Annotated in this window: 11 protein-coding genes and 1 pseudogene; 6 read left to right on the top strand and 6 right to left on the bottom strand. The window is 62.0% G+C overall.

The features are described from left to right. Positions 1-127 precede the first annotated feature (127 nt). The 5 genes and pseudogenes from A0257_05455 to A0257_05435 all read left to right on the top strand — a co-directional run bounded on the left by A0257_05455 (position 128) and on the right by A0257_05435 (position 5,244). On the top strand, positions 128-664 hold the full coding sequence (locus tag A0257_05455; GenBank protein ID AMR26605.1) for a hypothetical protein: 537 nt from the start codon (positions 128-130) through the stop codon (positions 662-664). A gap of 129 nt (positions 665-793) precedes the next feature. Then, positions 794-1,267 (top strand): transcription elongation factor GreA, encoded by a 474-nt coding sequence (locus A0257_05450; GenBank protein ID AMR26604.1) that lies wholly within the window; start codon positions 794-796, stop codon positions 1,265-1,267. 135 nt (positions 1,268-1,402) lie between these two features. Next, positions 1,403-1,786 (top strand): annotated as a pseudogene (locus tag A0257_05445) (HIT family hydrolase). Between the two features lie 632 nt (positions 1,787-2,418). Further along, positions 2,419-4,050, top strand: a complete 1,632-nt coding sequence (locus A0257_05440) for a peptidase M28 (GenBank protein AMR26603.1) — start codon at positions 2,419-2,421, stop codon at positions 4,048-4,050. A gap of 186 nt (positions 4,051-4,236) precedes the next feature. Further along, positions 4,237-5,244: a hypothetical protein gene (locus A0257_05435; GenBank protein AMR26602.1), complete on the top strand. Its 1,008-nt coding sequence runs from the start codon at positions 4,237-4,239 to the stop codon at positions 5,242-5,244. A gap of 4 nt (positions 5,245-5,248) precedes the next feature. On the opposite strand, the gene A0257_05430 is transcribed toward A0257_05435, so the two are convergent. From A0257_05430 to A0257_05405, 6 genes are all read right to left on the bottom strand, one after another. Beyond that, on the bottom strand, positions 5,249-6,733 hold the full coding sequence (locus A0257_05430; protein ID AMR26601.1) for a hypothetical protein: 1,485 nt from the start codon (positions 6,731-6,733) through the stop codon (positions 5,249-5,251). A gap of 168 nt (positions 6,734-6,901) precedes the next feature. Then, a complete protein-coding gene (locus A0257_05425; protein AMR26600.1) occupies positions 6,902-8,212 on the bottom strand; it encodes an NADH dehydrogenase in 1,311 nt (436 codons plus the stop codon). Positions 8,213-8,465: 253 nt separating this feature from the next. Next, a complete protein-coding gene (locus A0257_05420; protein AMR26599.1) occupies positions 8,466-9,761 on the bottom strand; it encodes a hypothetical protein in 1,296 nt (431 codons plus the stop codon). 275 nt (positions 9,762-10,036) lie between these two features. Then, positions 10,037-10,741 carry a hypothetical protein gene (locus A0257_05415; protein AMR26598.1) on the bottom strand — a complete coding sequence of 235 codons (705 nt, stop codon included), beginning with the start codon at positions 10,739-10,741 and terminating at the stop codon, positions 10,037-10,039. Positions 10,742-11,186: 445 nt separating this feature from the next. Beyond that, positions 11,187-15,047, bottom strand: coding sequence for a hypothetical protein (locus A0257_05410; protein ID AMR26597.1), 3,861 nt, complete (start codon positions 15,045-15,047; stop codon positions 11,187-11,189). A gap of 187 nt (positions 15,048-15,234) precedes the next feature. Further along, complete coding sequence (locus A0257_05405; GenBank protein AMR26596.1) at positions 15,235-15,693, bottom strand: hypothetical protein; 459 nt, start codon at positions 15,691-15,693, stop codon at positions 15,235-15,237. Positions 15,694-15,909: 216 nt separating this feature from the next. Between A0257_05405 and A0257_05400 the strand changes: the two genes are divergently transcribed. Then, the gene (locus tag A0257_05400) at positions 15,910-17,667 is read left to right on the top strand and encodes a hypothetical protein (GenBank protein ID AMR26595.1); all 1,758 of its coding nucleotides are present in this window, start codon (positions 15,910-15,912) and stop codon (positions 17,665-17,667) included. Positions 17,668-17,692: the final 25 nt, after the last annotated feature.

Raw genomic sequence — 17,692 nt, 5'->3', positions numbered from 1 at the left:
AACCGGCGCAACTTGCACGTTGGGCAGGAAAATGTAAGATACGTTTAGGAGGAAGTCCCGAATCAATTTACTGTCAATAGCTTACGCGATGCGAAATAGTGATTGGGGAGAAGCATTTGACCAGGCTTTGTTGCAGCTGCTGGGGGTGCAAATACCAGGCTACCGGCCTGCCAACGGCCGCCACCTACTCGCGCTGTTTTGGCCAGCCCACCACGCGCCTTTACTCATCGAGCTGCTCGACCTGGGCGAAGCGCCCAAACTATCGGTAGCAGTGCTGGAGCTGCCGCTGATTAACCACGTGATGGCGTGGTGGGCCAACGACCCTGCCGTGCCCTGTGAGGTAGCGCCGCTGACGTGGTGCCACACGACCTTGAACACTACCAAACCCTTGGCTACCAAAGTCCTCCGAGCCTTGCGGGCGCAGCTGGATGCCTTGGAAAGTAGCCGTTGGCCCGCCCTCGGCAGCGGGCGCGATGGCCTGGGCATAACCTTCTGGCTGAGCGACCAGCGGGGACCGCAGCAGCTCGGCTGGTCTGACACCACGCATGAGCTGGCCGGCACTCCCTGGACGCTAGCGGTCAGCCTGCTCAGGCAAGCGGAGCGAATTCCCCAGGTGCAAGCGCAAGTGGCCGTCGCCCTCCGGTATTTGAAGCCGGCGAAGTAAGGCGCTTGCCAAACCAATTTACGCCGTATCTTTGCCTGACCAATGAGGGAGAACGGCTGGCCAGTGTGCCAGCCGTTCTCTTTCTTTTTTACCTGACCCACCCGCTACGCGAAAACAGTCCTGAATCTTATGGCTACCATCAATTATTACACCGCCGAGGGCCTGCAAAAGCTGAAAGACGAACTCCAGGACCTCAAAGTCCGGGGGCGCGCCAAGGCGGCCGAAGACCTGCGCGAAGCCCGCGACAAGGGCGACCTGAGCGAAAACGCCGAGTACGACGCCGCCAAGGATGCTCAAGGCCTGCTGGAACTGAAAATCTCGAAGCTCGAAGAAGTGCTGGGCAACGGCCGCATCATCGACGAGACAAATATGGATTTCACCAAAGTGCTCATTATGAGCAAGGTGAAGCTAAAAAACCTGAAAAACAACATGGTGCTCGACTACCTGTTGGTGGCCGAAGAAGAAGCCAACCTGGCCGCCGGCAAAATCTCCGTGAAGTCGCCCATCGGCAAGGGGCTGCTGGGCAAGTCGGCCGGCGACGTGGCCGAAATCACGGTGCCCGCCGGCAAGCTCCAGTTCGAGATTCTCGAAGTAAGCCGCTAGCCAGGGAGGGTAGGGTAAGCATTAGCTTGCCGGAATTGATAGAGAAGGTGAGTCGGTTTCGGCTCGCCTTTCTGCGTTTTTCGCGTTCTTTGCAAGGTGCCACTTCCGGCAAGCTAACGCTTATCCTACCCGCTTATGCCTTCCATCTTTTCCCGCATCGTTTCGGGCGAGCTGCCCGCCTTCAAAGTTGCCGAAGACGCCGACCACCTGGCTTTTCTCGATATTACGCCGCTGGTGGAGGGCCACACGCTGGTCATTCCCAAGCAGGAGATTGACTACATTTTCGACCTTACGCCGCAGGCGCTGGCGGCGCTCACCGTGTTTGCCCAGCGCGTGGCCCAGGGCGTGCGGGCGGCCGTGCCCTGCCAGCGCGTCGGCGTGGCCGTGATTGGCCTGGAAGTGCCGCACGCCCACATCCACCTCATTCCGCTGAACAAGGTGAGCGACATGAACTTCGCCAACCCCAAAATCAAGGTGCCCGACGACCGGATGCGCGCGCTGGCCACTGCCATCGCCGCCCAGGTGCCGGGGGGTAGCGGCCTGCCTACCCCCGACGCTGCACCCGATGCCCGCGCCGCCGCGCCCGCCGCCGACCCCAACGATGCCACCCTGGCCCAGCTGCAAAAGCTGACGCAGGGCCTGAATTTCATCAGCGAGTCCGACGCGCCGCTCCAGGCCGTGAGCTACGCCGCGCCCACCGGCGACCTCTCCAACGCGCAGCTGCTGCAAGCGCTGGGCGAGCCCGCCGGCACGCCCGTCGCGAAGGTGGAGCTGACCGACTTCCTGAGCAACCACACCGCCGACCACGGCGTGACGGGCAGCCTGGCCACTGCCAACCGCTTCAAAGCCTTGCAGTTGTATCTGAAGCAGGAGCTGGATGGCACGCAGGTGTACCGCGTGGGCAAGGGAACGCAAATCCGTGCCTACGCCCTGGGCCGCGACGTGGCCGGCCGGCTGGCTGGCTTCAAAACCGTGCTGACGGCGACGTAACATAGTAGCGCGAACTTTCCAGTTCGTGCGCGAGCGTAGCGAGCAGGCGGAACCGCGCGGCGCGAACGACGATGCTCGCTGGCGCTCACGCACGAACTGGAAAGTTCGCGCTACTTTGTGAAAGCAATTTAGAGAGTGGTAAACAGTTGAAAAGGAGATTGATGAATAAATTTGTTTTTGCCGCTGGCCTGCTACTTGCCCAAGCTAGCCTGGCCCAAACTATCGACCCGGCCGCTCTGGCCGTCCTACCCACCGTGCAGCCCACGGCGCTCGAAGCGCACGTGCGCTACCTGGCCGACGACCGCCTGCGCGGCCGCCTGCCCGGCACGCCCGGCTACCAGCTGGCCGTGGACTACGTGGTGAGCCAGCTCAAAAAGAACGGGGTAGCGCCGGCCGGCGAGCGTGGCACCTACATCCAGGCCGTGCGCCTGCGCCGCGCCTTCATGGAGGCAGGCGCGGCGGCCAGCTACCAGCCAGCGGGCGGCGCGGCCCAGCCGCTGGCCGTGGGGCCGGAGATTACGTTTTACCCCAATCCGGGCCAGGCCGAAGTGCGCGTGGCCGATGCGCCGCTGGTGTTTGCCGGCTACGGCATTTCGGCCCCGGAGCTGAAATATGACGACTACGCCGGGCTCGATGTTCGCGGCAAAGTGGTGGTCGTCACGCGCCAGCGCGCCCGACAGTTTGCCGACAACGAGCGGCAGTATTTCGCCGACCTGCGCACGGTGCTCGAAACCGCCGCCCGCCACGGCGCGGCGGGCGTGCTGTTGGCCGCCCACGCCGATACCAAGCTGCCGGAGTTTCCCAAGGGACTCGTGAGCGCGCTCAACCCCGAGAGCCAGGTGGCGGTGTCCAGGAGCTACGCGGCGGGCTCGGCGCAACTGGTGGGTAGTCTTAGCGCGGTGGCTTTGCAGCAGTTCTTCGCCGGCGCGGCCCGCGATACGGGGCAGGTGCTGAGTGCGTTGCGAGCTGGCCAGCCCGCGTCCCTACCCCTGCCCGGCCGCCTGAGCGCCCGCTACGCCAGCCGCTACCACGACGTGGACAGCTACAACGTGGTGGGTAAAATCACCGGCTCGGACCCCAAGCTGAAAGGCGAATATGTGGTGCACAGCGCCCACCTCGACCACCTGGGGGTAGGGCCGGCCATCAACGGCGACTCGATTTACAACGGCGCGCACGACAACGCTACCGGCGTGGCCAGCGTGCTGGAAATCAGCCGGCTCTACGCTAGTTTGAAGGTGAAGCCGAAGCGCTCCATCCTGTTCGTGCTGGTGACGGGCGAGGAAATGGGCCTGCTCGGCTCGGCCTATTTTGCCAAGTTTCCGACTGTGCCGCCGGGCGCGCTGGTGGCCGACATCAACACCGACATGCCCACGCTCATCGCGCCGCTGCTGAGCGTGGTGCCGCTCGGGGCCGACCATTCTTCCCTGATGCAAGAAGTGAAAACGGCCGCCGACTACCTGAAAATCAGCATCGAGCCCGACCCCGAGCTGGCGCAGAACCGCTTTATCCGCAGCGACCAGTACAGCTTCGTGATGCAGGGCGTGCCGGCGCTGCACCTCAAATACGGCAACCGGACCGCCGACGGGAAGAACAACCTCAGCGAAACCGTGCAGCAGTGGCGCGCCCTCACCTACCACAAGCCGCAGGATAACTTCGAGGGCGGCACGTTCGACTGGGCAGCGGGCGCGCAATACGTGCGCCTCAACTTTCTTATCGGCTACCAGGTGGCGCAGGGGGTAGGGCGGCCGAACTGGAACAAGGGCGACTTTTTCGGGGTGCGGTTTGGGCGGTAGGGGTAGGACGTAGCAGGCGCGGTCAGGGCGCTCCTCAAATTCAGTGCTGGCACTGATGCGTTAAAGCCAGCAGCAAAGAACCTTTGCAGTGTCCAACAGGAAGGAGGGTGAGCGAAGCCACGTGGTAGGCAGTAATAACTACGCCCCGCCCCGGCTGCTTGGTCTAATATTCTAGTTCGCGCACTTATGAAAACACGCTGCTCCTGCGCCGTCTTTGTAATACTCTGCTCAATCATCCGCATGGCCTATGGCCAGGCCTTGCGGGAGGCTGCTGAGCAGACAGTTAGGAATTATGTAGCAGATAATACGAACGGCATAAAAGAAGACCCAAAAAGAAACATTTTTATCAATAAAAAAACCAACACCATTCATTTGTTCATGCTCAGTGATGGAGGCCTGCTACTTAAGGGATATCCAACGACGGCTACTGATAAGAACTTTTTCGAATTACACGTACTCACTGAGGAGTCAGATACAAGCTCTTATTCGTTTGAAGCAGATGGTGAGTACAAACCTATTTTTACTATAGACACAGCCTTTGGCAAATTAACAAAAGCTGATAAGAAGAAGATATACATAAAAATAAAATGGCTTGACTTTCCACTTGTCGGACCTTATACCACGCAAGTAGTATTTACGGTAAAACGCAATGGAATGACCCCGCCGCTCGCTACGCACACGATAAGTATTGCAAATTCTATTCACGCCAGCATTGGCAGTGGGTTCGTTTACTCTACCCTCAAAAATCCGACTAATATTCGCGCGGTGCCCTTGGTTAACTCCAGCAAGGATTCTACTCTGATAGCTGATAATGCGACTGGCAAGGTGACGCTGACCCTGATGGCTACTTTATATCCGTGGGGGAGGAACAGTTTGCTGATGCCTAGTTGGCGTTTTCGGGACCGGGCGGGCATTGTGGTAGGCACGACAATCGCGTCGAGCACCAAGAATTTTCAAAACCTTTACCTGGGTCTGCAATACGATTTCGCAATCGGTGGCTCGGTGGTAGCGGGGGCAGATATTGCCAGCCGCCAAAGAATACTCGGTATTGATTACCACGACTTCACGTTTGGGGAATCCAGATTCACGGGTAAGCTTCCCAACAAGCTCTATACGAGTGTTGGAGTGGGATTTTTCTTCGGCGTGCAAGTGGATAGCCGCATTTTAGCTAAGCTGTTTGCGGCGGCTCCCTAATGTCCTAGCGCGCCCGGCCGCTATCCACCACGCGTTGCAGCGTGGCCTGCGTAGCGGGGGGTAGGGCGCTGAGAATATCCAGGCCCGAGGCGGCTTCAATCTTATCCACCGAAGTCAGGTACTGCGTCCACTGCGGATTGATGCTGTTGTCGTTGGGCGTGTCGATGGCGACGATGCGGGCCTGGCCGGCGATGATGCGCTGGAGGTCATTGTCGCCTTCGGGCAGGAAGACTACTACCTTCCAGATGCGGGCCGGCACCGACACGCGGCCTTGGTCGAGGGTGCTGGCGGGGCCGTTTTTGCCGGTGCCGCCGCGGCCGTAGCTGCCCATTATCACGTAGGCTTCCTGGCCGTTTTCGACCTGGGCGCGGGTGTATTCTTCGAGGTGCGCCCAGGTTTGCTGGTTGTTCTGGGGGGCCTGGGGCACCATGTTGCTCATGAGGAAGGTGGCCGAATTATCATCCAGCGAGGACGTGCGGTCGCCGCTGGGGCAGTTGTGGCCCTTGTCGAAGCCCGAGCCGGTGTAGCTCTGGGGCGTCACCTGGTAAAACTGCCGGGGTAGGCCGGGGTCGGGGCGAAAGTCGTTCTGGCGGGGCGCGTTCTTGGTGAGGTCGCCGCGGCCCACGTGCCAGCTCGTCCAGACCGGGATGCCGCGCTGGGCGTTGTAGCCCGTCGTGTATTGCGGGTGGATATAGAGGTAATTGGTCGGGTTGCCGGGGTCCGAAGTCGCGCCGCTGGGGTTGCCGAGCAATAAGTTGTCGGCGGTGCCTGATTGCTGGCTGCTGGTTATCGGTTCCTGGTTCCTGGTTCCTCGTTCCCGGTTCCTGGTCGTCGGGTTATTCCGGTTCTTGAAGTAGTCATTGGCCGGGGCGGGGGGGGTAGGGGTGGGCGCGGCCACCACCGGCCCGCCGGCCGTTTCGAGGCTGATGTCGTCCAGGTTCAGGCGGCCCTTGCCCGCGTCCGTCTTGCGGATTTCCAGGCGCAGGGGTTCGGCGGCTACCCCCTCAAACGTGGCCGGGCGCAGGGTGGGGCCGCTCGTGGTTTGGGGCTGGCCGTTGCGCTGCCAGGTGCTGCCGTGGTCGCGGCTCACCCACAACTCCCAGGTGCTGGGGCCGTCCTGGCCGTAGGCAGCCGCGAGCAGGCTAATTCTGCGCACCCCGGCCGGCGCGTCGAACTGCATCGTGAGCTTGCCGCCGGCCCGCAGGCGGGCGGCGTGCGCGCCGTCTTTATGGTCTTGCTCGGTGCTGCCGATTAAGGCATTCGTAAAGAGCCAGGGGCCAGTAGCCAGCTGCTCGTCGGCGGTTTCGTAAGCGCCTTTGCGGCCCGTCTCGAAGGTTTCGGGGAAGGCGCTGGCGGGGGTTTGCGCCGGTGGCGCGGCGGCCGTGGTCGTATTCGCCGGAGGCGCGGCGGCCGTGGTCGTATTCGCCGGAGGCGAAGAAGAGCAGGCCAGCAGCCCGAAAGCGGCCAGCAGGCCGAGGGGGAAACGCATAGAGTTGAGGGTTGAGAGTTAAAAGTTAAGAGTTAAGAGTTAAAAAGAACGTCATGCTGAGCCTGTCGAAGCATCTCTACCGCGTAACTAACTCCTGACGTTGAGTTTACTTGCGCGGTGGAGATGCTTCGACAGGCTCAGCATGACGTTCTTTTTAACTCTTAACTCTCAACTCCTTCCTACCCCGCGCGCGCTGTTGGTTTCGATAATCACGCGGGTGCCGCGCTGATGCGTGAAAAACCGGTAGGCCCAGTTGGCCATCACTACCACCTTGTTGCGGAAGCCTGATAAGTAGAAAATATGCACCGTGAGCCAGGTAATCCAGGCCGGCAGGCCGCCCAGGTGGAGGCCGCCCGGCAGGTCGGCCACGGCGCGGCCCCGGCCCACGATGGCCAGCATCCCCTTATCCCAATACGAAAACGGCACCCAGACTTCCGACCGGCGCTCGCGGGCCAGGTTCTGGGCCAGGTGCGTGCCCTGCTGCATGGCGGGCGGCGCCACCTGGGGGTGGCCCTTGGGGTAGTCCTTGCTTTTCATCATCGCGATGTCGCCGATGGCAAACACGTTCTGGTAGCCCTTCACCATGTTGAACTGGTTCACCAGGTAGCGGTTGTGCTCCACGCGGTCATCGGGCAGGCCCGGAATGAGGTTGCCCGTGACGCCGGTCGCCCAAATCAGGGTGTGGGTTTCGATGGCCTCGCCGGCCTTGAGCTTCACCGTCTGCCCGTCGTAAGCGGCCACCAATTGATTGAGCTTGACCTCCACGCCCAGCTCCTTCAGGTACGCCAGGGCGTGCTCGCCGGCGTAGTCCGACATGGGCGGCAACACCCGGCCCTCGCCTTCCACCAGGTAAATGTTCATCTTCGTGATGTCCAGGTCGGGGTAGTCTTCGGGCAAAATGTGCGCCCGCATCTGGGCCAGCGAGGCCGACAGCTCCACGCCCGTGGGGCCGGCCCCGGCAATCACGAAGTTGAGCAGGCGCTGGCGCTCGGCCGGGTCCTGGGTCAGGTTGGCCAGCTCGAAGCTGCGCAGCAGCTGGTTGCGCAGGTCCACGGCCTGGCCGATGTCCTTGAGCGGAAAAGCGTTTTTCTCAATCTCCGCGTTGCCAAAATAATTGGATTTGGTGCCCGTGGCCAGCACCAGGTAGTCATAAGGCAGGTCGCCCACGGCCGTATGCACCAGTTTCTGGTCCGGGTCGAGGCTGTTCACGCCCACGCTGCGGAAGTGAAAGTCCTGGTGCCCGTCAAAGAGCTGGCGCAGCGGCTCGCCGATGGATTCCGACTCCAACCCCGACGTGGCCACCTGATAGAGCAGCGGCCAGAACCCGAAGTAATTGGTCTTGCTCAGCATCACGACCTGGTATTGGTCGCCGGGCAGGCTCTGCACAAAATTAACGGCCCCGAAGCCGCCCCCGACCACCACCACGCGGGGTTTGGTAGCAGCAGGAATGTTCAAGGTAAGCTCAGAAGTAGCGGACATGGCAAGAAGGGTTAATGCTGCCCGGCTATACGGGCCGCCGCCCCCGGCCGCCACGCCCGCCGCGGTTTATTTCCGGCTCCCTACCCCCCTCAGGTACGCTGTTGAGGAAGTGCTCAGGTAATAAAAGAACGTCATTCCGAGCTTGCCGAGGAATCTCGCCCGCCCCGTTTGGGTAGCATCCTATGATGCGAGCGAGATTCCTCGGCAAGCTCGAAATGACGTTCTCTTTGCTCAATGGCTTTTGACCACCTACCTAATAAAGCTTGAACAGCGGCTTCACGTTGCCCAGAATCTCGCCGAAGCGCTCGGACGCGCGGGCCTGCTGGTAGGTTTCGGCGGCGGCTTTGGCGCGGGCGGTTTCGTCGGCAATTACTTTGTTGGCGCGGTCGCTTTTGATGAGGCCATCTTGCTGGCCCTGCGCGATGGCCGCCCGAATGGCGGCGCTGTACTGAGTGGTGATAACGGGCAGGCGGTCGGTGAGGCTCTGGAGCTGGGCGGCCAGCTGCACGGCGGCCTCGGCCGAATTGTTGGCCGGCGTGAGGTAGCCGTCGGGGTCCAGGATGTCGCCCTGGTTCTGGGCGCGGGCAAACGACTGGTCGAGCGAGGTGAAGCGCGCGTTGAGCTGCCTCGCCACGTAGTTGCTCATGCGGCTGATATTGCTTACGTCCAACGTATTGGTGGCCGACTGGCCGGGCGACGGGGCCGTGTAATAAGCCCCGATATCCTCCTGGTAAGCCACCAGCTGCACGTAGGGCCGGTAGAGCTGGCTGAGCTGGTGCTGAAGCACCAGCAGCTCGTTATCCAGCGTCAGCAGCGAGGCCTGGTTGTCGGCCCGCGCCGCGTCGAGGGCCGCGAAAAAATGGACGGTAGGGCGCAGGCCATCCTCAATAATTCTGACCTGGGCGGCCGTGAAGCCGTCGCTGCTCAGGCTGCTGGCGCGCACGCTGCTCAGCAGCTCGCCCACGGCGTTCAGCATCGGCCCCACGGTGGGCAGCGCCGTCACGTAGGAGCTCTGGCTGAGGTGCGCAGCCAGGTCCACGAGGCGGCGGCCCTTGCTCTTGTCCACGGCCTTGTTGGTGACGAGCGTTTTGGTGTATTCGACCAGCGAAATGCCCAGCGGGTTGCTGTCGGTGGGCGAGCTGAGGGCCGCCTGCTCGTTGGCATTGCGCAGGGCCTGGGTGAGGGCGCGCAGCTGCGCGAGGCGGCTGTGGCACACCAGCAGCAGGTCGGCGGTGGCCCGCACGTTGCCCTTGGCCAGCGCGAAGCGGGTGCTGCGGCTCAGCTGCTGCCCCGCCAGAAAGCTCGTGAACTTGCCGCCCAGGTCGCTATACAGGCGCTGCTGCTGGCGGTAGGCCAGGCGCAGGCTGTCCACGCGCCGCGTCAGGAGCAGCACCGTGGCCTGGGCCTGCGCGGTGGTCTCGTCGGCCGGGCGAGGGGGGGTAGGGGCCGGCGCGGTGGCTGTGGTCGTGGTCGTTTGGGCGTGCAGCAGGGTGGGCAGCAGCAGGCCCAGGCCCAGCAGCAAGGGCCGGAAGGTGGCAAGGAGGTTCATCGGAAGCAGCGGGCGCGGAAGTAAGCGAAATGGGCTTACGCGTCTCCACAAAAAAAGAGCCACTACCTGGGCAGCGGCTCGGGGGGTAGGGGTAGAGTTGTTACGTTCTAGCGGCGCAGCGGGTCGCCCTCCGCGTGACCCCACCCCCTAGCCCCCTCCCCTTCGGGAGAGGGGGAACTAGCTCTAGTACTAGTTTCTAGAATTAGAGCTAGAACTAGTTCCCCCTCTCCCGAAGGGGAGGGGGCTAGGGGGTGGGGTGAACGCCCGCGCCGTTATCACAAAGCCCCGACCGGCGCACTCGTTACCGAGCCCGGCCGGTCCACCACCTGGCGCGCCGCCACCACGCGGGCATAAAAGGCGGGGGCCTGGCGCTCATACTTGCGCAGCAGGCGCATCAGGCGGTCTTGCAGCAAGGTGCTTAGCTCCGAAAACTCGACGCGCAGGCTGGCGCGGGCCGTTTTGCCGGCGATGACGGCCTGGCGGGGCTCGGTTTTGAGGTCGTGGAAGGCGGCCAGGGCGTCTTGCAGCTCTTGCAGGCGGGCATCGGTGAGGGCGTAGGTGGCTTGCAGCGCCTTTTTATACGCCGCATCCTGGGTGGCCTGGTAGAGGGCGGTGGCCGCGTCGGTGAGGCGCGAGCCGCGCAGCTTGGCCAGGTCGCTCTGGCTGTAATCGGCCACGGCTTGCAGGGTAGCGTTGTGCTGCTCCGAGGCGTAGGCGAAGACATCGCCGGCCACTTCGCCCGCCACCTGGGTCAGGTGCTGGCGGGCCTGCTGCTTGTCGGAGGGCTGGCCGGCCACGCGGGTGGCGCTGCTGCGCTGGGCCTGCTGGCGCAGGGGCTGCATGTCGGCGATGATTTCGGCCAGGCGGGCGATGCCGGTTTGCAGGGCCTTATCAGTAGCGTAGGGGGTAGGGTCTTGCCGCAGGGCGGCGAGTAGGTTTTCGGCGGCGGTGAGGCGATTGTCTTGGTTGGCAGTCAGCATGGGAGAGGAAAAAATGAAGAAAGCGTGAAACTAACACCAAATACCCGAACGACCGCGACTATACCCCGAACGACCGCGCACGCACCCCGGACGACCGCGACTATCCCCCGAACGAACGACCGCGCACCCCGGACGACCGCGCACGCACCCCGAATAACCGCGACTATCCCCCGGACGATTGCGCACGACCCCAAACGACCGCGCACGCACCCCGGACGACCGCGCACGCACCCCGGACGACCGCGCACGCACCCCGGACGACCGCGCACACCCCCCGGACGACCGCGCACGCACCCCGGACGACCGCGCACACCCCCCGGACGACCGCGCACGCACCCCGGACGACTGCCATGAGGCCGAAGTAGGGTGCGGGGCTTGCCCCCGCCCGTCGTTGAACGAACCCGTTGCCCATCGTTCAACGACGGGCGGGGGCAAGCCCCGCACCCTACAGCTGGGCCACCTCGGCGGGGGTGAGGCCGTAGCGGGCGGCTACCAGGGCATCAATGGCGGCTTCGAGGGGGGCGGTGGGCGCGCCGGCGGCTTTGGCGGCTAGCACCTGCTCGACCAGGGCCGCGATTTCGGCTTGCTGCTCGGGCGTGGCGTGGGGGATGGGGATAGGATTTAGATACTGCCTTTTCCATCTTGAAAAACCACCTCTTATTTCTGAACCTGTTTGTTTAACGAAGAAAAGAGTTGTCTTTGAATTTAATAATCCTAGTAAAAAGAGAGAATCAGAATCAATAAAAAAGGCAGTTGTGTCAGCATACAATCCCTGCGTATCAATAGTGAACTCATTGTTAGCCGCAATTTCTGCTAACAGTATTTTAGGTTTCTCAAAATCTACATAATAATCGCAAGACCTTAATTCCCACCAGAAGTGTCCTTTGTCATGACGTGCTTCGGCTCGTTCTGCAAAGGGTAGGAGATGAGCGGCAATAGCTGGATAGGCTGTTCGCAAGGCGTCCCAAGGGGTAGGATAGTTTTCCTGAATAGGTGAATGCCAACGGCCTTTCGCATCTTGTTGCCAACCCAAGGCAAAACGAGTCCAGCCGCTAGGAATTAGTATAAGATACTTGTCAGCATGAGCTTGTCTGTATCTTTTGATTTCTCGGCCAGCTAAGAAGGGTTTTAAGAGTTGAGCGGAGTTTTTGTCAGCAGTTAATATTTCATTGTATACTGTCTTGTCGATAACAAATGCTGGATTTAGTCCGGTTAAAATGCCTCTATAAATTCTTTCCTTTACGTACTGCTCTAGAGGTGTTCCAGAAGCGCGAATTTTCTCAAGCAATAGATGCTGGTCAGCTCTACCTAAATTCCAGCCTTCTGTATTTAAGCGAGAGACATCAAAATCTATTAAAGACGCGGTTACTTCTTCATCAAACTTGGCAGGTGCAGGTAAGATTGAGAAAGTAGCAGTTCGGAAAGTGTCTACTGGAGCGTCACGTCGTACCGTGAGAATAGACGGATATGTAGCAGCTTCTGGGAAAACTGGTAAATCACCAAAATCTATAAGTTCTGTAAGCTGCTGAGTTGCTAGCCAATTTCGTAGCGGTAAGCCATAATTAGAGCGTAGCCATTTATTAGGAGTAATAAATGACAATTCTCCTTCTGGACGAATTAAACTAACCCCTAATTCTATAAAATACACATACAGGTCAGCCGTACTGATGAATGTGGTGAAGCGGATTTTGAGGTGCTTTTTTAAATCTCCTATTTCTTCCTGCCGGATATACGGCGGGTTGCCAATCACCACATCAAAGCCCCGAAACTGGCCTTTCTCATCCAGCACTTCGGGAAACTCGAAGCGCCACTCAAAGGCGTGGCGGTAGAGCTGGCCTTGCTCGTAGCGCTCCACCTCCTTTTCGTACTGCTCGACCAGCAGCGTGAGGCGGCGGATGTCGAAGTCGCGGCTTTCGCGCTGCTTGGGGGTTTCGGGCAGCAGCTGGCCCTGGGTTTCGAGCACGGTGCGCTCGTTGCGGGCGCGGCGCAGCTTTTCGCGCAGGGGGTCGCGCTTGTGCAGGGCCTGGGTGAACTGCTCCTTGATTTGGCCCAGAAACTTTTGCAGCTCTTGCTTGGCGGCGCGGTCGCGGGTGTTGAAGTAGGCGTGCACGGCATCGCGGTAGGTAGCGAGCGTGAACCTGCTTTGCCGGAACACGTCGGAGAGGTCGGCCCCGAGGTCGAAGCGGGCGAGCAGCGAGTTGCCGGCTTTGATGTTGAGGTCGAGGTTGGGCAGGGTTTCGAGCTGGGCAAACCCGGTTTCGGGCAGGTAGTAGGCGTGCTTGAGCAGCTCAATCCAGAGGCGCAGCCGGCAGATGCGGACCGAGTTGGGGTTGAGGTCGACCCCAAACAGGGCGTGCTCGATGAGGTGGCGCTTCTCCTGAAACAGGGCGCGCTGCAAGGCCGTGTGGGCCGGGGCCACGGTGCGCAGGCCGGTGGCCGGGTCGAGGCGGGCGCGGTACTGAAAGAGGGCGTTAGGGTCGTGGGGGTCATCGTCTTCGTGCACCACCACCAGCTCATCGCGGGCCACGGTGAGGCGGTAGCGCAGGCGCTTGCCGGTGTCCTCATCCAGCAGCAGGCCCAGCTCGGCCTTTATGGCGAGCAGCTCGTTGAGGGCGCTCACCAGGAAGTGGCCGCTGCCCACGGCGGGGTCCAGCACAGTGAGGGTGTTGAAGTAGGCACTGTCGGCCACCCGGCTGTGGGGGGGTAGGGCGTCGGCCAGAGCCGCCACGTCGGCGGCCCCGTAGCCGGAGCGGCGGTTGAAGTGCTGCACCACGGCCCGGCGCAGGGTGTGGCGGGCCATGTACATGGTGATGAAGCCGGGGGTGTAGAAGGAGCCGTCCTGGTAGCCATTGAGCTTCTCGAAGATGAGGCCCAGCACGGCCGCCGAAATCAGCGGCTTGTGGGTTTCCTGCACCTGCTCGTCGCCCTCGGAAGCAAAGTCGTAGGCATCGAGAAAGCGCAGCAGATACGCCAGCGTGGCGGGCGGCTGCGCCTGGGCCGGCAGCACCGACTTGCGGTAGAGGGGTAGGGTGCGGGCGCTGTTGAGGCCCCGGATGCGGGTGGTGCGGCGCTCCAGCTCGCTGGGCTCGTAGAGCGACGAGTTGAGGTAGGGCAGGTGGGCGTAGGCGGCCTGCACGGCGGGGGTGCGCTGGTCGGCGGGCGTGTTGAGCACCTGAAAGAACAGGTCGTTGAGGGCCGTAAAGTCGGGCAGCAGCTCGGGGGTAAGAAAGCGAAACTTGTCGGTGAGGGCGGCCGGGTTGCCGCTGGCGTGGTAGCGGCGCAGCTGGCCCTCCAGCAGCTTCAGAAACAGGAGGCGGTTTATCCAGGTAAGGCACAGCTCCAGGGCCACGCCGAAGAGCTGGTCGGCGGGGGTGTCGCCGTAGGGGGTGCGCTCGGCGGCGGGCAGGTTGGCCAGCAGGTCCTCGCCACGCAGCACGTCCAGGGTATTGCGCAGCAGCGAGCCGGCGTGCTCGCGCTCGGCCGGGGCCACCCGCTTAATGAGCTTGCGGCCCTTCTCGGGCACCTCCTCCAGGCCAATGAGGTAGAGCAATTCCTCGTAAAAAGCCCGGTTGAGGGTGTTGGCATCCTGGGCAAAGGGCGCTTTGAGCAAATGCGGAGCCTGAAAGAGCTTGGCCAGCGTAATGCGGTCGCGCTCGGTAGCGGGCTCCGTGCGCAGGTCGAGGTAGGCAAAGGGCAGCTCGGCCGCCAGGCCCGCCAGGCAGGGGTAGGCAATTTCCTGGTAGAAGTAGTCGGTGGTGTGGCTGGCCTTTTTGCTGTCCTTCTTACCCCCCGCCCAGGCTAGGAAGTCGTTTTTGAGGGCGGTGTTGCGCCAGAAGAGGCGGTCAAAATCCAGGGCATCAAACACGAACCACTCGTAGCCGTTGGTGATGACGAGGCGGCGCAGGTTGTCGGCCGTTTTGTCGGCGCGGTCCTGGAGGTAGTACAGCAGCAGCTCGTGAAACGCCTTGCGGTTGAGGTCGTGGGGCGTCACCATCTCGGCCTTGTTGGCGGCCTTTTTCACTTCCAGCAGCACGCCCACCGGGGCCGCCTCCTTGGGGCCGGTCCGCACCACGAGGTCGCGCTTCTTCCGCACGTTGAGGTAATAATCCGGCCCCAGCACGCCAGGGTGGGCCAGAAAATCCATGAGCGGCTTCTTGAGGTGCTCCTCGCTTTCGTCGGGGTTGATGGCGGCCAGCAGCGTTTGTCGGGCCAGCTGGAAGTCGTCGAGCTGGGCGCGGGTAGGCTTTTGGCGGCGAAAGGCAAGGTCGAGGGCTTGGGTGGGGGTTTCGGGGCAGAGCGTAAGCATAAACGAAAGTAGGGTGCGGGGCTTGCCCCCGCCCGTCGTTGAACGAATCGAGCACCAATCGTTCAGCGACGAGCGATGTAGGGTGCGGGGCTTGCCCCCGCCCGTCGTTGCACGAACCTATTACGCATCGTTCAACGACGGGCGGGGGCAAGCCCCGCACCCTACATCCGGTGTTGAACAATGCTAATTAATGATTCCAGCGGCTGGGATTATCGAGGATATAGCGGCGGTGCGCGTCCAGCTCCGCCGCATCGCGCACGATGCGCTCGTAATAATTGCGCTGCCAGCACGAAGGCGGCGCGGGCTGCCCGGCCGCCAGCTGCGCCCGCCGCCACTGCCCGTAGCACCGCGATTTAAAGCTACCCATTACCTGGCTCACCGCCACCACTTGGTTGCGCGTGAGCGTCAAAATCAGGTGCAGGTGGTTGGGCATTAGCAGCCAGGTATCGAGCCGCACGGTGGGGTAGTGGATAGGGATAGCCAGCAGCTCGTGCGAGATAAGCTCGCCCAACGGTGAAGGCTGCAAGGGTTCGTCAGGCGGCAGCACCCCGAACAGATGCGCTTTATCGCGGGCGCAAAGTGTGAGGGCATAATAACCTGCCATGCTATAATCAAAGCCCTCGTAGCGAATGCTGCGGCGGTCCATAAAACGAAGTAGGGTGCGGGGCTTGCCCCCGCCCGTCGTTGAACGATGACGGCGGGCGGTGTTGAACAACGTATCGGGCGCAAGTAACGGATTATTGTCGTTTATTCGGCCCACCGTCATCGTTCAACGACACCCGCCGTTATCGTGCAACGACGGGCGGGGGCAAGCCCCGCACCCTACACCGCCCATCGTTCACGATTCCCATCCCCATCCCCCATGAAGCTCCGCTACCTCCCCCTGCTGGCCCTGGCCCTCCCCGCCTGCACCAGCCCCGACTCCAAAACCGCCGCCCCCGCCGCCGATGCGCGCTTCGACCGCTTCAAGCGGCAGTTCATCCAGGATTTCTGGCGGCAGAACCCGGAGTATGCGTCGTCGGTGGGCTTTCACAAATACGACTCGCTGCTGGTGATTCCCAACGAGGCGCAGCGGCGCAGCGATGCCGCGTTCGTGGCCCGCAATCTGGGCGCGCTGGGCGGCTTTGGGCTGGATAGCCTGTCGCCCGGCAACCAGATTGACCTGCGTTTGCTTACGAATGAGCTGCGCTCGGAGCGCTGGTACGCCGACACGCTCCAGAACTGGCAGTGGAACCCGGCCAGCTACAACCTGGGGGCCAGCGTGGGCGACTTGCTCAATGGCCGCTACTACCCCCTCGACCGCCGCCTGCGCAACATTTCGGATAAAATAACCGGGGCGCAGGCGTACTACCAGGCGGCGCGGGCCAACATCGCGCGGCCCACCCGCGAGCACACGGAATTGGCCGTGAAGCAGAATGAAGGCGGCCTGGCCGTGTTCGGCACGCTGGCCGACTCGGTGCGGAAGTCCACCCTGAGCGCCGATGAAAAGCGGCTGGCCAGCACGCGCATCGCGGGGGCGCAGCAGGCCGTGCGCGGCTACCTCGATTTTTTGCAGAAGGACGTGCTGGCGGGGGGGAAAGACTTTCGCTCGTTCCGCATTGGCAAAGCATTATTCGATAGAAAATTTGCCCTCGATATTCAGTCCAGCTACTCCGCCGACCAGGTGTTTGAGCTGGCCCAAAAGCACAAAGCCGAGCTGCTGCACGACATGGGCCGGCGGGCGGCGCGGCTCTTCCCCAAGTATTGCGCCGGCCAAACGATGCCGACCGACACGATGCGGCTCATCCGGCAAGTCATTGACCAACTGACGCTGAAGCACGCCCCGCGCGACGGCTTCGTGGACGCGGTGAAGCGCCAGATTCCGACCCTCATCAAATTCGTGAACGACCACCAGCTGCTAACCCAGGACCCCAGCAAGCCGCTGGTGGTGCGCGAAACGCCGGGCTACATGCGCGGCAGCGGCGCGGGGGCCAGCGTGAGCGCGCCCGGCCCCTACGATACCAAGGCCAACACTTACTACAACGTGGAGCCCCTACCCCCCACCTGGACCGCGGCCCAGGCCGAGAGCTACCTGCGCGAGTACAACGACTACACCTTGCAGATTCTCAATATCCACGAGGCCATTCCGGGCCACTACACGCAGCTCGTGTACGCCAACCGCTCGCCCTCGCTGGTGAAGAGCATCTTCGGCAACGGGGCCATGATTGAGGGCTGGGCCGTGTACGCGGAGCGCATGATGCTGGAAAGCGGCTACGGCAACAACTCCGATGAGCTGTGGCTGCTGTGGGACAAGTGGAACATGCGCTCGACCCTGAACGCGGTGGCCGACAACCTCATCCAAACCCAAAATGCCAGCGAGGCCGACGTGGTGCAGCTGCTCACCGGCGCGGGCTTCCAGGAGGAGGCCGAGGCCCGCAACAAGTGGCACCGCGCCACGCTGAGCCAGGTGCAGCTCAGCTCGTATTTCACGGGCTACACCGAGATTATGGCCCTGCGCGAAGAGGTGAAGCAAAAGGAGGGTAGCAAGTTTAATCTCAAGAACTTCAACGAGCAATTCCTGAGCTACGGCAGCGCGCCAGTGAAGTATATTCGCCAGCTAATGCTGAACCGCAAGAAGTAGCGCGGCGGGCCGAACCTTTGGGCCG

This window comes from Hymenobacter psoromatis, from assembly GCA_001596155.1.
Lineage (GTDB): Bacteria > Bacteroidota > Bacteroidia > Cytophagales > Hymenobacteraceae > Hymenobacter.
Note: the sequence above shows the minus strand (reverse complement) of the source record. Positions and strands in the feature narration are given on the sequence as shown.

Coding starts and splice junctions, on each gene's coding strand:
- A0257_05450 (AMR26604.1), top strand. CDS start 794: ATGGCTACCATCAATTATTACACCGCCGAGGGCCTGCAAAAGCTGAAA.
- A0257_05425 (AMR26600.1), bottom strand. CDS start 8,212: ATGTCCGCTACTTCTGAGCTTACCTTGAACATTCCTGCTGCTACCAAA.
- A0257_05430 (AMR26601.1), bottom strand. CDS start 6,733: ATGCGTTTCCCCCTCGGCCTGCTGGCCGCTTTCGGGCTGCTGGCCTGC.
- A0257_05435 (AMR26602.1), top strand. CDS start 4,237: ATGAAAACACGCTGCTCCTGCGCCGTCTTTGTAATACTCTGCTCAATC.
- A0257_05405 (AMR26596.1), bottom strand. CDS start 15,693: ATGGACCGCCGCAGCATTCGCTACGAGGGCTTTGATTATAGCATGGCA.
- A0257_05440 (AMR26603.1), top strand. CDS start 2,419: ATGAATAAATTTGTTTTTGCCGCTGGCCTGCTACTTGCCCAAGCTAGC.
- A0257_05410 (AMR26597.1), bottom strand. CDS start 15,047: ATGCTTACGCTCTGCCCCGAAACCCCCACCCAAGCCCTCGACCTTGCC.
- A0257_05420 (AMR26599.1), bottom strand. CDS start 9,761: ATGAACCTCCTTGCCACCTTCCGGCCCTTGCTGCTGGGCCTGGGCCTG.
- A0257_05415 (AMR26598.1), bottom strand. CDS start 10,741: ATGCTGACTGCCAACCAAGACAATCGCCTCACCGCCGCCGAAAACCTA.
- A0257_05400 (AMR26595.1), top strand. CDS start 15,910: ATGAAGCTCCGCTACCTCCCCCTGCTGGCCCTGGCCCTCCCCGCCTGC.